Raw genomic sequence first — 15,256 nt, 5'->3', positions numbered from 1 at the left:
GATTTATAACTTAGCAGTTCAATCTCAAAAAGACTAATTCTTTTTAAAATATAAATTAAAACCGCCAAGAATTTTTCTTGGCGGTTTTTTTTATGAAAATTATTTTGTACTTTGGTAACACCAAAATCTTAAAAATTTTCAACATGAAAAACGTACTACTTACTTTACTACTACTATTAACAATTGTTAGTTTCGCTCAAAAATCTAAAACACCTGTAAAAGCAACTCCGACAGCTTTAGCCACTTTTGAAAATTTAAAAGCCGAAATTATTACCGAGGGCAGCAAACAAAAATTAGCGATATTACTTGACAATGCTGGAAAAAAGGAAACCATTATCCTTAAAGAAATAACTGCAAAAGATAAAGCACAACTTCCAACAAATTTTAAAATCAAATCGTTTACTGTTGGTAATGTAAAATTATATCACTTTAGTTATACAGAAAATATTTTGACTGAAACCAAATTAAAAAAAGAAAACGCATTAATCACTTCGAATGAAATTTGGGAATTATCTACCACCAAACTAAAAATTTTAGGAAACATTCAAACGGTAAGTCAAATTACAGAAATCGAATTTTTAGATAAAAACAAAACAGCTTCGCAAACCGTTGATAAAACAAGAAGAGAAGGGTTTGAATTTACTTTAACGAAAGATTTTGAAGTACATTTATCTACAAAAACACAAATAAATAAATATAAGTTCAACGCCGTCACGCGTCGCTACGATCCAAAAAAATAAATTTTAGATTAAAGACTAAAGATAATAGACTTGTAGTTTACAGAACTGCGCTTTTTATATGCACGCCTATTATTTTTTAGTATATTTGAATAAATTTTCCAATCATGTCTAAACCACAATTAACAGAAATTTTAAATATAAAATACCCTATTATCATGGCGCCTATGTTTTTGGTATCCAATACTAAAATGGTTATTGAAGGTATGAAAAGCGGTGTAGCAGGTTGTATTCCTGCCTTAAATTATAGAACATTAGAAGAATTACGAAGCGCCATCATAGAATTGAGAAATGCAAAAGTGGTTGGTGGCAGCTTTGGTTTTAATTTAATCGTAAATAAATCGAACCTTAAATACAAAGAGCAATTACGTGTTTTATGTGAAGAAAAAGTCGATTTTATTTTAACATCATTAGGTTCACCAGAAGAAACTATTAATCAAGCACACCAAGTAGGTGTCAAAGTATTTTGTGATGTCACCGATTTAACCTTTGCTAAAAAAGTGGAACATTTAGGTGCGGATGCATTAGTGGCTGTAAACAATGAAGCCGGCGGACACAGAGGAAATCTTTCACCTGAAACATTAATCAAACAATTAAACGAGGGTACTTCCCTACCCGTTATTTCCGCTGGTGGAGTAAGCAAAAAAACAGATGTTGATAAAATGCTTTCCTTTGGTGCAATTGGCGTTTCTGTCGGAAGTCCGTTTATTGCTTCAACAGAAGCTGGCGTTTCGCAAGAATACAAACAAGCTTGTGTAGATTATGGCGCTAAAGACATTATAATGACCGAACGTATTTCGGGCACTCCTTGTTCGGTAATCAATACGCCTTATGTTCAAAAAGTAGGCACAAAAACCACTTGGCTGGAACAACTTTTAAATAAAAACAAAAGTTTAAAAAAATGGGTCAAAATGATTCGTTTTTACATCGGAATGAAAGCAACTGAAAAAGCAGCAACTGAAGTAACCTACAAAACGGTTTGGGTCGCAGGTCCAAGTATTGAAGACACGCACGCTATTTTACCTGTTGCAGAAATTGTAAAAATACTAACGGTTTAATATGTACGAGACGCTTTTTACTTTTTTAAATCGATATTTTAAAAAAGCGACACTTTTTAAAGTAGGTTTTAACCTTTCGCCTATGTATAAAAGAAGTTGTGGTAAAATTATATTCGCTTCTGAAAATTTACATTTAGTAAAAATCAAAATTCCTTTATCGTACAAAAACAAAAATTATGTAGGTTCCATATTTGGTGGCAGTTTGTTTGCAGCAACCGACCCAATATATATGATTCAATTGATGCAAATTTTAGGAAAAGACTACGTAGTTTGGGATAAAAAAACGGATATCAAATTTAAACGCCCAGCATACGAACACGCCTTTGCTACGTTTGAATTTTCTACAACAGAAATTAATGAAATCGTAAAAAAAGTACAAGCTGAAAACGAAATGGATTATACGAAAACACTTCATATTACGGCTAAAAACGGTACTGTTTTCGCAGAATTAGACAAAACGCTATATATTGCTACAAAGGTGTATTATAAAGAAAAAAGGGGGTTGAAAAATTAAATAAGTTATTTTAATATAACTTGACCAATTAACAATTCTCCCGAATGAAGTATCACATTAATTATTTTAGAATTCCTAACTAGTACTTCTTTATCTATCTTTGCTAAAAATGAAAAAATAAGAATTTCACCTTGATTCACTTCTATTGTATATTTACCATTTTGATCTGTGTTAGTTGAATTCTTTGTACCTTTTATTTTAATAATAGCACCTGGTAAAGGTTGGCCATAAACATTTTTAACTAAACCACTAACAATAATTTTCTTAACAGAATCTGAAGCTTTATTCAAGTATTTAAAATCCGTTTGTTCTACAACAGGTTTTTCTTGCGCCACTACATTCTCAGCTCCCAATCCAAAAAACGCTAAAACGGTGGTAGCAAAATAACCAAAATAATTAGATTTTGTTTTCGTTTTGATTAAATTTCTATTGAGATTAGAAACGTCAATTCTTGCACATAAATTATCATTTTTGGTAACTACTTTAATTATTTCATTATCAGATAAATATGTAAAATCGAAAACCCTTTTCTGACAAGACGCACAAAATCGACCTTTTTCCACAGGTGTCATATTTTGCCAACCTTCATGGCAAGGTTCTGGAATGGATATTTGAATTTTATGTTTCATAAGTTAAAGATACAAATTTCACAGAGATTCGCAAAATTTTCTCAGAGATACACAAAAATTACGTTCTACAAAGAACACAAAGAAAATCTGCCAAATCTGCGTTCCTATTCAAACAAAAAAAAGCCTGTAAGAAATCCCTACAGGCCTTATATATAGTTAAAAGCGTTTATGATAAAACTGCTTTTAAATCACCATTCATTGCTCTTACTGCATCAGCAGATTTAGCAAAAGTAGCTTTTTCAGCATCGTTTAATTGTACATCAACAATTTCTTGTACTCCGTTTTTACCAATAATACAAGGTACACCTAAACAAATATCTGATTGTCCGTATTCACCTTCTAATAAAACAGAACAAGCAATCATTTTGTTTTGGTTATTTAAGATAGAATCTACTAAATATGCCACAGAAGCTCCTGGAGCATACCAAGCTGAAGTACCTAATAAACCTGTTAATGTAGCACCACCTACCATAGTGTCAGCCGCTACTTTATCCAATGCCTCTTGAGATAAATAGTTAGACACTGGCGCTCCGTTGTAAGAAGCCAAACGTGTTAATGGAATCATAGTAGTATCACCATGACCACCAATAACCATACCTTGTACGTCGTTAGCTGGTTTGTTTAATGCTTTTGATAAATAATATTTGAAACGTGAGCTATCTAAAGCACCACCCATTCCAATAATTCTGTTTTTTGGTAAACCTGTAGCTTTTAACGTTAAATACGTCATCGTATCCATAGGATTAGAAACAACTACGATAATGGTATCAGGTGAAAATTTTAAAATGTTTTCCGCAACAGATTTTACAATTCCAGCGTTGATTCCGATTAACTCTTCACGAGTCATACCTGGTTTTCTTGGAATTCCAGAAGTAATTACTACTACATCTGAATCAGCTGTTTTAGAATAATCATTAGTTACTCCTGATACTTGCGTGTTAAAACCTGTAGTTGTAGCACATTGCATGATGTCCATTGCTTTTCCTTCAGCAAATCCTTCTTTAATGTCTAATAAAACTACTTCACTTGCAATTCCTCTGTAAGAAATCACGTCAGCACATGATGCACCTACATTTCCTGCACCTACTATTGTTACTTTCATTGTATAAATTATATTGAGTTGTTATTTTTTACAAAAATATTGATAATGAAACAATTTTACGTTATTTCACGATTATTTTTTTTATGATTTGTTTATCATTTGTGTTAATTTTAACAAAATACATTCCTGCTTGAAAAGAAATAGGAATTATTTGATCTTCAATACCTGTTTTTTCAAAAACTTTCGTTCCCAACACAGAGAAAATTTCTACTTTGGAAAGATTCGTAATACCTGAAACAAAAATATGTTCTGTAGCCGGATTTGGATATACTTTTACATCTGTTGTTTCAAAACTTTCCGAAGCCAATGCTGCAAACCAAGGTTGTCCGAATTGCGAACCAAAAATATAATTTGCCAATAAAGGATAATCGATAAATGGATTTCTGTTGTATTGCCAAGTTTGTATATAATTGTTTCGATTCATTTCAAAATCGTCTCTCGGATCCGAAAGGTTCCAACTTAATAAGGTAGCTAAATCGCCAATATTTCCTGAAGGATTTGCGCCATTGTTTTCGCTTGGATCGCCATTTACAACATTTAAACCGTTAAATCGAACCGCCATGTAAAAACAAGCTCTTGCCACATCACCTCGCCAAGAACCTTGAGTACCTGTAGCTCCGGCATAAACAGTTGCGGAATTCACCGTACCATAATTTTTATTATTTCTGGATGAATTTTCTTGTCCGTTTACTGCTCTTATATGATGTGCGTCTGAAACACCGTCGACAGTTGCAGCAGCACTCGTGGAAGTCCAAACTCCAATTCCATCTGCCGAATCATTATTTGCCACTTCAAAACCACCTCTCGATTGACAAAAAATGTGTTCTCTATTCCATTTACCTACAATACTGGAACTTTGTTGTTGGTCTATTTTAGACATCGGTTGTTCCAAGTAAATTTCCCATATTTGCCCACTATTCAAAGGATTTTGATCCGAAGTTTTTAAAATTTCCCAAATATCTGCATAACTATGTAATCGAACCACAGACGGATTCGCAATTATATTTTGCACGGCTTGTTTCAATGCTGCACCAGAAAGTCCTTCTAAAGATGCATAATAACCTGCTGGAGCGGTACTTGAAACCGTGTTGTAAGTAGGCGCTAAAGGCGTTCCGAAATTTAAGACTTGAAAATCCGTATCTGCCACTCGCCTTACAATCGAATTATTACTCGAAACTACATTTACAGGTAAACCCGAAATAAAAAGGACAAATTCTTCATCGCCTTCTTCCAAAGTATCATCAATTAACGTAATTGTTTTTGTAACTGAAGTAGCACCAGAAGGTATGGTTACTGAATTAGTAGTATCAAAAGTATAATCTGCTGAATTGAAATTTCCATTATTTAAAGAAATGGAAAAAGTTGTAGTTGCGGTTACTGGCGTATCTGTAGTAAATGTAATAGTAACGGTTTGTCCTTCAGTATACGTATTCGCATTAAAAGTGGTAGTCATATAATTTAAAACAATTCCTGAACCGTCATTATTCATACCTGGTGTAGGTGCTTTTACTTCATACGTACCATCAACTTTTCTTTGAATTGAATGATTTGCCGCATTTGAAGTGGCGTTTTCGTTTACACAAACCGTTAGATTTAAAATAGTCATTAACGCGGTTGGTTGTGTAGAAGCTGTATTTGAATAAGCAATGGCGTGAACCAAACCCGTGGCTGTTGCAGGAGTATTTAAAGGAAAATCGGTATCATTTGCTTGATACAATGCAATAGCATCAGGTCCGTTTTGAAGCGTAGCATCTAACATAGACAAGGCAGGTGTTGGTGTTAGCAAAACATTGCCTACTAAAAAATTCCCATTTACATCTGTTGAATAACCATCTAAATCAATAGCGTTGTAACTTAAAGTTCCTGCATAAGGACTTGTACTTGAAGCATTAAAAAAAACCAATACATATCCATTTAATGAAAAATTAGCTGTAGCGGATTTTAATTCAATAAATTCTTTTTGATCTGTAGAAGGGGTATCAGGGTCTATTTCATTAATTACGACTTGAGAAAAAGTAATATTGGAAATCAGAAGTAATAAAAATAATTTTATTTTCATTTAATTTTCATTTGAAAAGTTACACAAAACTAGTCATAATTAAGGTGATTTCTTATGATTATTTCCTTTTTTTTAGTAATATTGACTTCTTTAAAGAAAAAATGACAAAAATTAGAATCGTATTTTTTATTTTATTTGCCCTACAATCCTTCTCACAAAATGAGATTACTATTGATGCGAAACTCCTTGAAAACGGAAAGAAAATTGTTGTTTTTGAAGAAATTACAGTTAAAAATACTTCAAATAATACGCTTTCAGAAATTGTCTTAAACGATTGGAATCACGCTTTTTCCAGTAAAAGCTCAGCTTTAGCAAAAAAGTTTTCAGATGAATTCAATAGAAGTTATCACCTTTCAAGCAATACGGAACGTGGTGGAACCAATATAATTTCGATTACTGATGAAAATAAAAAGTCGTTATTGTATTTCCGAAAACCAAATCAAATCGATATTGTTATCATTCCTCTCGAAAAACCTTTAGCAATAGGAGAATTTAAAACTATCAAAATAGCATATGAAATCACGCTGCCAAACTCTAAATTCACAAAATTTGGATATTCTGAAAACAAACTGTATTTAAGAAATTGTTTTTTAACGCTTTCCAAATTAGATTCCGAAAGTCAAAGCGAAGAAAATAGTGATGATTTAACTTCAGAAATAGCGAGTTACACCATTGAAATACAGCATACTAATTATCTTATCAATTCTGATTTAGAAGTTGAAAAAACTTCTGATACTACTTCGAAATTAACTGGAAGTTCTCGAACCAATTTTGCAATTGTATTAGAAAAGAAAAATAGCTACGAAACCTATAAAAATAAGGAAACAATAATTGTTAGCAATTTAAAATCTGTCGATTTAAGTGAAAACCAAAAGAATCAAATTATTGATAAAATTACCAATTATGTAGCTGATAATTTAGGAAAATCTCAACAAAACAAAATAATGGTTTCGCAAGAGGACTATGACCGTGAAGCATTTTATGGGTTGAATGAACTGCCTTCTTTTATTTCTCCATTTAACGATGATTTTGTATTTGAATTGAAATTCTTAAAAACCTATTTAAATAATTATTTAATGGCGAATTTGAAAATTAATTTCAGAAAAGACCATTGGATTTTAGAAGGCATTCAGCATTATTATTTAAAAAAATATATCGATGAAAACTATCCAGAAACTAAAGCTTTTGGAAAATTAGCTCGATTTAAAATACTAAAAAAGTACAAGATAATTTCTATGAATTTTACCGAACAATTCATTTATAATTATTTATTAATGGCGCGAAAAAATATTGATCAACCCGTTGGAACAGATAAAAATACCCAAATAAAATTCAATGAAAGAATAGCCGGAAAATTTAAATCCGGGCTTTCGCTACATTATTTGAACGCTTATTTAAGAGAAAATTATGTAGAAAATTCAATTAAACAATATATAGAATTAAATAAATTCAAATGTACTGATAGTCAAAATTTTAAGTCAATTTTAGAATATAATTCAAAACAAGATATAAATTGGTTTTTTAACGAATTAATTTATTCCAGAAATAAGATTGATTACAAAATTATTCAAGCCAAAAAAACAAACGATACTATAGACGTAACAATCAAAAATGTAGGGGATGCCAAAGTGCCTATTTCTATTTCAGGATATCATAAAAACAAATTAATTAGTAAAAACTGGATTCATAATCAATCCGACATTTTTACATTTTCAATACAAAACGATAGTATAACAAAATTCGTTTTAAACGATACGTATGAAATTCCAGAATTAAACAACAATAACAATTCGTACAAATTAAAAAACCGATTTTTTGGGAACAGGAAAATTAGATTTACCTTTTTTAAAGACATTGAAAATCCAAAATACAACCAAGTGTTTTTCGTTCCAACTGCCGAATATAACTTATATGACGGCTTGTTATTGGGTATGAATTTCAATAACAAATCGGTAATTGACAGACCGTTTAATTACGATATTTCGCCTAATTTTTCTTCTAAAACTGGAACACTTGCTGGAGGCGCTGGATTTAGTTTTAACGATATTAACCGCAACAGTACTCATTTTAACACCCGATATGCTGTTTCAGGAACCCGTTTACACTATGCGCCTGATGCCTTTTATACTAAAATTACACCAAGTGTAAATTTCAGATTTAGACATCCAAATTTTAGAAAAAACCAAGGTGAAGGCTTATTAATACGACAGGTATACGTAAACAGAGAAAAATCGAATTTTGTTTCTACAAAAAATTCAGAAAATTATTCTGTATTTAATTTACGATATGGCTATGCAAATAGCGAATTAATAGAACAATTTTCTTACGGAACCGATTTACAAATTTCAAATCGTTTTGGAAAAATATCTGGGCAAATGCAATATCGAAAACTATTTGAGAATAACCGATTTATTAATTTAAGGGCTTTTGCTGGCGTTTTTACACATAATGATACCCAAAACAATTTCTTTAGTTTTGGAATTGATAGGCCTTCCGACTATTTATTTGATTATGCCTTAATTGGACGTAGTGAAAGTACAGGTTTATTTAGTCGACAATTTGTAAATGCAGAAGGCGCTTTTAAATCTAAATTTGCGACACGTTTTGCCAATCAATATATTCTTACCGCAAATGCTAGTTTTACCATTTGGGACTGGATAGAAATGTATGGAGATGTTGGAACGTTTAAAAACGAAGGATACAAACCGCAATATATCTATGATAGTGGCATTCGCTTAAATTTAGTGCAAGATTATTTTGAATTATATTTGCCTGTATATTCTTCAAATGGCTTTGAATTAAACGACAAAAATTACGGCGAACGCATCAGATTTATTATCACGTTAAGTCCAAAAACATTAACCTCTTTATTTACAAGAAGATGGTTTTAAATTTATTTGTTTTATTTACAAATTTCAGTTTCTAAATTTATAATTTTTATGCATTATTCGTAAATAATAGTTACTATTTCGAAATAATACTACGTTTTTTACAACCAAACATCAATATTTTTATTCATTATTCATAAAAATAACCTTCACGTAGTACCATTTCGTTTTTTTGTTTAAATTTGTAACATAGCAAAGTAATATTATGAGCAAAACTAAGACGGCAGAAACATTATCTTTCGAAGATTTCAAAAAAGAAGTTTTACACGATTTTAAAATCGCATCCGTTAGTCGCGAGTGTAGTCTTTTAGGACGAAAAGAAGTCCTTACCGGAAAAGCAAAATTTGGTATTTTTGGCGATGGTAAAGAAGTACCTCAATTGGCCTTAGCGAAAGCCTTTCAAAATGGTGATTTTCGCTCAGGATATTACCGTGACCAAACGTTTATGATGGCTATAGGCGAATTGTCAATTGTTCAGTTTTTCGCAGGATTATATGGTCACGCCGATATTAATTTTGATCCAATGAGTGCGGGTCGACAAATGGGTGGGCATTTTGCCACACATTCGTTAGACGAAAACGGAAATTGGAAAAATTTAACCCAACAAAAAAATTCAAGTGCCGACATCTCTCCTACTGCTGGGCAAATGCCACGTTTATTAGGTTTAGCACAAGCCTCAAAAATATATAGAAATGTAACAGAAATTCCTGCTGAAAATAATTTTTCAGTACAAGGTAACGAAGTCGCTTGGGGAACAATTGGAAATGCTTCTACATCAGAAGGGTTGTTTTTTGAAACCATAAATGCTGCTGGTGTGTTACAAGTTCCAATGGTAATGAGCGTTTGGGATGACGAATACGGAATTTCAGTTCACGCCAAATATCAAACTACAAAAGAAAACATATCCGAAATATTAAAAGGATTACAACGCGATGACGCAAACAACGGGTACGAAATTTTCCGTGTGAAAGGTTGGGATTATCCCGCGTTAGTTGACACGTATCAAAAAGCTTCTAAAATTGCACGAACAGAACATGTGCCGATTTTAATTCACGTAAACGAATTAACACAGCCACAAGGCCATTCTACTTCAGGTTCACACGAGCGATACAAAAACGCGGATCGTTTGGCTTGGGAAATAGAATTTGACTGTAATGCACAAATGAAAAAATGGATGATTGAAAACAATATTGCTACTTTAGATGAATTAGACGATATTGAAAAAGCATCTAAAAAAGAAGTTTTAGAAGGTAAAAAAGAAGCTTGGGCAAATTATTTATCTTCCATAAAAGAAGATCAAGCGGCTACAATAGCTGTTCTAAATCAAGTCGCACAAAACTCAGAAAATAAAGTTTTTATTGAAAAATACGCGAATGATATCGCTGCGATAAAAGAACCAATTAGAAAAGATTTGTTGGTAGTTGCCAGAAAAGTACTACGTATGCTTTCCGGTTCTGATAGAGCGACTTTAGCGACTTATATTTCAAATTTTATTGCGCGTATTCAACCTAAATACAGTTCGCATTTACATTCAGAATCGAAACAAAATAGTGCTTCAACTACTGAAGTTAAACCAATTTACGATGAAACTGCCGAAGAAGTAGATGCTCGTTTGGTGTTAAGAGATAACTTCGATAAAATTTTCGCAACGTATCCAGAAACGTTAGTCTTTGGTGAAGATGCTGGAAATATTGGCGATGTAAACCAAGGCTTAGAAGGTATGCAAGAAAAATACGGCGAAATGCGTGTTTCAGATGCTGGAATTCGTGAAGCCACCATTTTAGGTCAAGGTATAGGAATGGCGATGCGTGGTTTACGTCCGATTGCAGAAATTCAGTATTTAGATTATTTGTTATACGCCATTCAGATTATGAGTGACGATTTGGCTACGCTTCAATACAGAACACATGGTCGTCAGAAAGCACCTTTAATTATTAGAACACGCGGACACCGATTAGAAGGTATTTGGCATTCAGGTTCGCCAATGGGAATGATTATTAATGCCATTCGTGGAATTCACGTTTTGGTACCAAGAAATATGACCAAAGCTGCAGGATTTTATAATACCTTATTAAAAACAGATGAACCTGCTTTAGTAATTGAATGTTTAAATGGCTACCGTTTAAAAGAAAAAATGCCAACCAACTTAGGTGAATTCCAAACGCCAATTGGTGTCGTAGAAACCATCAAAGAAGGAAAAGACATTACATTAGTTTCATACGGTTCTACGTTAAGAATTGTAGAACAAGCCGCAAAAGAATTATTAGAAAACGGAATTGATGCTGAAATTATTGATATTCAAAGTTTATTGCCTTTTGACATTGCTCACGATATAGTAAAATCAGTAGCGAAAACCAATCGATTATTAGTGATTGACGAAGACGTTCCTGGTGGAGCAAGTGCTTTTATTTTACAAGAAATTATTGAAAATCAAAATGCGTACCAATATTTAGATAGTGCACCGCAAACCTTAACCGCTAAGGCACACCGTCCAAGTTACGGAACAGATGGTGATTATTTTTCTAAACCAAGTGCAGAAGATATTTTTGAAAAAGTGTACGAAATGATGCATGAAGCAAATCCGAACAAATTTTCGAAGTTGTATTAATTTAAATAAACAATAATAATTCTTATATTCCCAAATGGCAAACACCTACATCGCATACCATTTTACAATTGAACCTATAGAACTAGGTTCACAAATTTTAATTGCACAATTAGAAGAAACCGCTTTTGAAAGCTTTGAAGAATCCGAAGAAGGTGTTTCGGCTTACGTTCAAAAAGACGTTTGGTCTGAGAACATTTTAAGCGAAATTGAAATTCTTACGAATGAAAATTTCAAAATTTCTTACACAACTAATGAAATTGAGCCCGTAAATTGGAACGAAGAATGGGAAAAGAACTTCTCTCCTATTGATGTGGACGGAATTTGTCACGTTCGTGCACCTTTTCATCCAGCTACTAATGCCAAATATGAAATCGTAATTGAGCCAAAAATGAGTTTTGGAACAGGACATCACGAAACCACACATATGATGATTCAACATCTATTAGAGTTAGAAGTTGCCAACAAAAAAACCATTGATATGGGTTGCGGAACAGCCATTTTAGCCATTTTAGCTGAAATGAAAGGTGCACATCCTATTGATGCTGTGGATATAGATAATTGGTGTTATTTTAACTCCATTGAAAACGCTGAACGTAATATTTGCAAACACATATCCGTATACGAAGGCGATGCATCTTGGTTAAATGACGGTCAGAAATACGATGTATTTATTGCCAACATCAACAGAAACATTTTATTAAACGATATGGCGACTTATGTAAACTGTATGAATGATAATGCCGTTTTATTATTAAGCGGATTTTATACAGAAGATTTTGAAGCTATCAATGAATGTTGTGAAAAATTAGGTCTGACTTTTGAATCGAAAAAAGAAAGAAACAATTGGTTAGGTTTGAAATATAGTAAAAATTAGTAATTTTACATTATACTAAATTATTAGTTATGAGTACATTAACAGAAACATTAGACGAAGTATTAGTTGAAGAAGCCGTTGGTAATAACAACGAAATTGTTTTATATAACGATGATATAAATACTTTTGATCACGTTATTGAATCTTTAGTGAAAATTTGTAATCATACTTGGGAACAAGCGGAACAATGTGCCATTTTAGTGCATTATAAAGGACAATGTACTGTAAAAACTGGCGAATTACCAAAATTAAAGCCACAATGTGCTTCCCTGCAAGATGCAGGTTTAAGTGCTGTAATCATATAAAAAAATCGACCAATTGGTCGATTTTTTGTTTTAAGATGTTATTTTTCCAAAAGCACAACTTACATAAGATTTGGCTTTTGATGTTAACGAATTCGCTTCACCATCTTCGGGATAACCTATTTCAGCTAACGTATTCTTTACTATCTCTAAAGTATGCGCTGCAGAATATTCAAAAGTAACGGAATTATCTTCCACTTCTATACTAACTTCGGAAACATCATCTAAAGCATTTAATTTTTTTGAAATCGTATTGGCACAACCGCCACATTTCAAGTTTTGTATATGGACTATAGTTTTCATTGTTTTTTATTTTATATCGTAAATTTACAAAAAGTATAACGATAAAAACCTGATAAATATCACTTTAACATAAAATTAATGTGGCAATTTATTTTTCAAAATTCCATATATATAAGTACCTAATAGAGCTCCTAACAATACGACGCAAATTGACAAGACACCATTTCCGATTAAAATAAAAATAGGTCCCGGACAACAGCCTACTAATCCCCATCCCAATCCAAACATAGTGCCGCCAATAATATATCTTGAATAAGAAAAATCTTTATCTTGAATTTTTATTTCTGCTCCTTTAAAACCTTGAATTTCTTTCTTTTTTATTAGATAAATTCCTGTTACACCTACAAAAATTGCGGTTACAATAATACCATACATGTGAAAACTTTGAAACATAAACATTTCATAAATTCTGTACCAAGAAACGGCTTCCGCTTTAGTTAAAACAATTCCGAAAACAATTCCAACTATAAAAAACTTTACTAATTTCATTACGAACCAAAAATTAAAGGGATTAAAAAATGTGCCGAAATTAATCCGCCCAGAAAAAAGCCAATCACTGCAATTAAAGAAGGGATTTGCAAATTACTTAACCCAGAAATAGCGTGACCAGAAGTACAACCACCTGCGTAAGGCGTACCAAAACCAATCAAAAATCCACCAAATAGCAAAATAAAAAATCCTTTTAATGTAAATGCATTTTCTAGACTAAATAAAGCGTCAGGACCTAATTTACCATTAGGAACATCAATATTTAATTGTTGTAAACTGGCAATTGTTTTCGGATTTATTTGAAGTACACTTGTAGCATCCATCAAAAAATAAGAAGCTATAAAACCCCCAACTACGGCACCCAAGGCAATAGATAAGTTCCATTTTTGTTCCTTCCAATCAAAATTAAAATACTCAATTTTTTTCTTTGGAAATGACATACTACAAATGGTTCTTAGGTTAGAAGACATACCAAACGTTTTACCAAAATAGGTTAAAACCAGCATAATAAGTCCGATTAAAAAACCAGAAATAGCCCAGTGCCAAGTACCTTGAATTACTTCCATAATTTGTTAAATTGTATTTAATGAATTACTATATTTGTTTCCGATTTTAAGCGCTTCTATTTTAAGATAATAAGTAGTAGTTAAAATCTAAACAGCAGTTTGCTGTCGGAGTATTTTAAACCGTTTTCAAAGATACAAAAAATGAATAAATTTAAAATAGAATTTAAGTGGGCAATATACTACACTTTTTTAGGAATTATGTGGTTTCAACTAGAAAAATATTTAGGTTTTCATGATACAAACATTGCCAATCACCCAATATTTACAAATTTAGTATTTATTTTAATATTTGGAATTTACATTCTTTTTCTATTAGATAAGAAAAAAAACTTTTTCAATGGCATAATGTCTTGGCAACAAGGGTTCCTTTCTGGTGTGATTTTAGCAATTTTCGCTATGATTTTAACACCATTTGCGCTATATTTTTCATTAAAGTATGTGAACCCTGATTTTTTTACAAATATGATAAACTATTCCGTTTCTAAAGGGATGAAACTAGAAAATGCACAAGCTATGTTTGACATAACCGCATATATGATTTTTGCAACTTTTGGAACACTATCTTTTGGTATCATATTTGCAGCTTTAGCAGCATTACTTGTAAAAACTAAAAATAAATAATTATGAGAAAGTTAATCATCTTTAGTTTCATTCTTGTACTTTGCGTGTCATGTGTAAGTACAAAAAACACGATTCAAAATATAGATGACACAGCTGTATTACCTAAAATTGTTGTAGGACAATTTGAATTACTGGAAACAGCCACCGATTTGCAATACGGATACAGTGAATTTTATCCAATAAATTTAGGTTTTTCTACGTATGAAAACAGCAACAACCAAAACGTGAATCGTTTTTTTAATAGCTTTACGGGTGCAAATGGAGAAAAAGTAACCTATCAAATTTTAGAAACATGTTGTCCGTTTCCTTCTAAACACAATAAGATGGGAGCTGGAACTTTAGTGTTATATGAAATCTATTTAGACGGAAAAGCATCCAATAAAAAAATATACATCAATACTTTTGAAAAAGGCAAAATAATGTGTCCAAAAGGATTTATAATTAAAAAAATTGAAACTTCTGGTAACTAAAACGCGAACCTTTGTTATCTTTGCACCTTAAAATTC

15 protein-coding genes are annotated in these 15,256 nt (G+C 32.1%); 9 read left to right on the top strand and 6 right to left on the bottom strand.

The annotated features are described in order from the left end of the window. The first annotated feature begins 143 nt into the window (after positions 1–143). The 3 genes from ACIQ11_RS00700 (at position 144) to ACIQ11_RS00690 (ending at position 2,309) form a co-directional block, all read left to right on the top strand. Entirely contained in the window at positions 144–740 is a 597-nt protein-coding gene (locus ACIQ11_RS00700; protein ID WP_396151860.1) for a hypothetical protein, read from the top strand. 104 nt (positions 741–844) lie between these two features. Beyond that, positions 845–1,795: an NAD(P)H-dependent flavin oxidoreductase gene (locus ACIQ11_RS00695; RefSeq protein WP_396151858.1), complete on the top strand. Its 951-nt coding sequence runs from the start codon at positions 845–847 to the stop codon at positions 1,793–1,795. Between the two features lies 1 nt (position 1,796). After that, the gene (locus ACIQ11_RS00690) at positions 1,797–2,309 is read left to right on the top strand and encodes a DUF4442 domain-containing protein (RefSeq protein WP_396151856.1); all 513 of its coding nucleotides are present in this window, start codon (positions 1,797–1,799) and stop codon (positions 2,307–2,309) included. Positions 2,310–2,314: 5 nt separating this feature from the next. On the opposite strand, the gene ACIQ11_RS00685 is transcribed toward ACIQ11_RS00690, so the two are convergent. From ACIQ11_RS00685 to ACIQ11_RS00675, 3 genes are all read right to left on the bottom strand, one after another. Then, positions 2,315–2,938 (bottom strand): carboxypeptidase-like regulatory domain-containing protein, encoded by a 624-nt coding sequence (locus tag ACIQ11_RS00685; RefSeq protein ID WP_396151854.1) that lies wholly within the window; start codon positions 2,936–2,938, stop codon positions 2,315–2,317. Between the two features lie 166 nt (positions 2,939–3,104). Then, entirely contained in the window at positions 3,105–4,040 is a 936-nt protein-coding gene (locus ACIQ11_RS00680) for a malate dehydrogenase (protein ID WP_396151852.1), read from the bottom strand. A 61-nt stretch (positions 4,041–4,101) separates the two neighbouring features. Further along, positions 4,102–6,099, bottom strand: coding sequence for an endonuclease (locus ACIQ11_RS00675; protein ID WP_396151850.1), 1,998 nt, complete (start codon positions 6,097–6,099; stop codon positions 4,102–4,104). Between the two features lie 101 nt (positions 6,100–6,200). Between ACIQ11_RS00675 and ACIQ11_RS00670 the strand changes: the two genes are divergently transcribed. The 4 genes from ACIQ11_RS00670 to ACIQ11_RS00655 all read left to right on the top strand — a co-directional run bounded on the left by ACIQ11_RS00670 (position 6,201) and on the right by ACIQ11_RS00655 (position 12,774). Beyond that, complete coding sequence (locus tag ACIQ11_RS00670; RefSeq protein ID WP_396151848.1) at positions 6,201–8,990, top strand: aminopeptidase; 2,790 nt, start codon at positions 6,201–6,203, stop codon at positions 8,988–8,990. A 202-nt stretch (positions 8,991–9,192) separates the two neighbouring features. Then, positions 9,193–11,595 carry a thiamine pyrophosphate-dependent enzyme gene (locus ACIQ11_RS00665; RefSeq protein WP_396151845.1) on the top strand — a complete coding sequence of 801 codons (2,403 nt, stop codon included), beginning with the start codon at positions 9,193–9,195 and terminating at the stop codon, positions 11,593–11,595. Positions 11,596–11,629: 34 nt separating this feature from the next. Next, the gene (prmA, locus tag ACIQ11_RS00660) at positions 11,630–12,469 is read left to right on the top strand and encodes a 50S ribosomal protein L11 methyltransferase (RefSeq protein WP_396151842.1); all 840 of its coding nucleotides are present in this window, start codon (positions 11,630–11,632) and stop codon (positions 12,467–12,469) included. Between the two features lie 29 nt (positions 12,470–12,498). Then, positions 12,499–12,774 (top strand): ATP-dependent Clp protease adaptor ClpS, encoded by a 276-nt coding sequence (locus tag ACIQ11_RS00655; protein ID WP_396151839.1) that lies wholly within the window; start codon positions 12,499–12,501, stop codon positions 12,772–12,774. A 30-nt stretch (positions 12,775–12,804) separates the two neighbouring features. Here the strand turns inward: ACIQ11_RS00655 and ACIQ11_RS00650 are convergent, their stop codons facing one another. The 3 genes from ACIQ11_RS00650 to ACIQ11_RS00640 form a co-directional block, all read right to left on the bottom strand. Beyond that, complete coding sequence (locus ACIQ11_RS00650; protein ID WP_396151837.1) at positions 12,805–13,074, bottom strand: heavy-metal-associated domain-containing protein; 270 nt, start codon at positions 13,072–13,074, stop codon at positions 12,805–12,807. Positions 13,075–13,149: 75 nt separating this feature from the next. Next, positions 13,150–13,563 (bottom strand): DUF6691 family protein, encoded by a 414-nt coding sequence (locus ACIQ11_RS00645; protein WP_396151835.1) that lies wholly within the window; start codon positions 13,561–13,563, stop codon positions 13,150–13,152. Beyond that, complete coding sequence (locus ACIQ11_RS00640; protein WP_396151833.1) at positions 13,563–14,129, bottom strand: YeeE/YedE family protein; 567 nt, start codon at positions 14,127–14,129, stop codon at positions 13,563–13,565. The genes ACIQ11_RS00645 and ACIQ11_RS00640 overlap by 1 nt, the downstream gene beginning before the upstream one ends. Positions 14,130–14,270: 141 nt before the next feature. Here ACIQ11_RS00640 and ACIQ11_RS00635 point away from each other — a divergent pair, with 141 nt between their 5' ends. Continuing rightward, positions 14,271–14,750: a DUF4199 domain-containing protein gene (locus ACIQ11_RS00635; RefSeq protein ID WP_396151831.1), complete on the top strand. Its 480-nt coding sequence runs from the start codon at positions 14,271–14,273 to the stop codon at positions 14,748–14,750. A gap of 2 nt (positions 14,751–14,752) precedes the next feature. Next, positions 14,753–15,220 carry a 2-dehydro-3-deoxyphosphooctonate aldolase gene (locus ACIQ11_RS00630; protein ID WP_396151829.1) on the top strand — a complete coding sequence of 156 codons (468 nt, stop codon included), beginning with the start codon at positions 14,753–14,755 and terminating at the stop codon, positions 15,218–15,220. Positions 15,221–15,256 lie beyond the last annotated feature (36 nt).

It is taken from the genome of Flavobacterium sp. (genome assembly GCF_044361065.1).
In the GTDB taxonomy this organism is placed as follows: domain Bacteria; phylum Bacteroidota; class Bacteroidia; order Flavobacteriales; family Flavobacteriaceae; genus Flavobacterium.
This window is presented reverse-complemented; position numbering and strand designations above follow the sequence as displayed.